Annotated in this window: 2 protein-coding genes; both read right to left on the reverse strand. The window is 76.4% G+C overall.

Going from position 1 to position 1,757, the window contains the following annotated elements:
• Window positions 1–638: squalene/phytoene synthase family protein (locus tag ACVMLK_RS20930; protein WP_457487527.1), on the reverse strand; the 638-nt coding region annotated here is incomplete at its 3' end.
• Window positions 635–1,757: glycosyltransferase (locus ACVMLK_RS20935; protein WP_457487528.1), on the reverse strand; the 1,123-nt coding region annotated here is incomplete at its 5' end. The genes ACVMLK_RS20930 and ACVMLK_RS20935, both read right to left, overlap by 4 nt.

Genomic DNA, 1,757 nt, shown 5'->3' on the forward strand with positions numbered 1-1,757 from the left:
AGCAGGCCCTGCGCGCGCTCCGCCAGCCCGGCGAGGGCCAGGCGCAGCGCCGGGCTGGCCTGGGCCAGCGCGAGATCCCCGACCGGCGCGCCCGCCGCCGCCAGGGCATCGGCCGGCAGGTAGACGCGGTCCAGCGTCCGGTAATCCTTGCCGCAATCCTGCAGGTGGTTGATGACCTGGAGCGCGGCGCAGAGCGCGTCGTTGGCCGGCCAGAGGTGGCGCGACTCGCCGTGCAGATCGAGCACGAAGCGCCCGACGGGCGCGGCGGACCAGCGGCAGTAGTCCATCAGCTCCGCCCAGTCCGCGTAGCGCCGCTGCGTCACGTCGCGGCGGAAGGCCACCAGCAGATCCAGCGCGTGCTGCGGGGAGAGGCCGCGCGGCGCCAGCGCCCGCCGCAGCGCCGCGCCCTCGGGGCTCGCGGCCTCCTCGCCCCTCAGCCCGGCCTCCATCCGCGCCAGCGCGGCGAGCTTCTCCGCCTCCCCCGCCTCCGGGTGGTCGGCGATGTCGTCGGCGGCGCGGGCGAAGCGGTAGAAGGCCAGGATCGCCGGGCGCAGCTCCGGCCGCACCAGCCGGGAGGCGACAGGGAAGTTCTCGTCCCCGCTGCCCTTGCCCGAGGCGAAGTCGCCGCCGCCGCTCATGCCCGCCCCGCCATGGCCTGCGCCCGCCCCTTCCACAGGCCGCCCCGGCCGCGCCAGACGTCGATCGCCGATCGCAGGGTGAAGAGCGCGTAGGCGGCGCCGATCGCCGGCAGGGCCAGGCCCCAGAGCGGCGAGACGCGGTAGAAGCGCAGCATCGGCTGGAAGGCGAGGGCCATGAGCAGCCAGGCGGCCAGGCCCAGCAGGCGGGGCAGCCCCGCCCCGGCCAGCGCCAGCAGCGGCGGCGCCAGATAGATGAGCACCATGCCGAGCAGCGTAGCCGCCAGCAGCCAGGGCGAATAGCCGAGTTGGGCATAGGCCGAGCGCGACACCATCCGCCCGATCTCGCCGATGCCGCCATAGGGGCGGAGGCTGCGCGCGCGGTCGGTCAGGCCGAGCCAGATGGGCCCCTGCCGCTTCAGCGCCCGGCCGAGCGCGCAGTCGTCGATGATCTCGCCCCGGATGGCGGCGATGCCGCCCGCGCGCTCCAGCGCCTCGCGCCGCACCAGCATGCAGCCGCCCGCCGCCGCCGCCACCCGGCCGGGCCGCGAGACCCATTCGAAGGGGTAGAGCATCTGGAAGAAGAAGACGAAGGCCGGGATCAGGAAGCGCTCGGCCGGGGTGACGCAGGACAGCCGCGCCATCAGCGACACCAGGCTCAACCCGTCCCGCTCCGCCCGCGCCACCAGGGCACGCAGCGTGTCGGGCGCATGGCCGATATCGGCATCGGTCAGCCAGAGATAGCGCGGCGCCTCCCCGGTCTCCGCGATGCCCCTCATGACGCCCTGGGCGATTCCCTGGTGCTGGGCCCAGATCTTGCCGGTCCAGCCCGGCGGCGGCGGCGCGCCCCCGATCAGGACGAGCCGCTCCGGCCGGGGCGTGGCCGCCGCCGCCTGCCGCGCCACCGCCGCCGTGCCGTCGCTGCTGCCATCATCGACCAGCACCACCCGGAACGGTCCCGGGTAGTCCTGCCGCAGCAGGCCCGCCACCGCGCGCGCGATGACATCCGCCTCGTCCCGCGCCGGCACCACGGCGACAACCCCGGGCCAGGAGGCGGGCGGCGGCGCGGCGGCGCCCCCGGCGTGGCCCCGGACCCCCCCCCCCCAAACCCCCCCCCCCCCC

The organism is Teichococcus aerofrigidensis, from assembly GCF_054073225.1.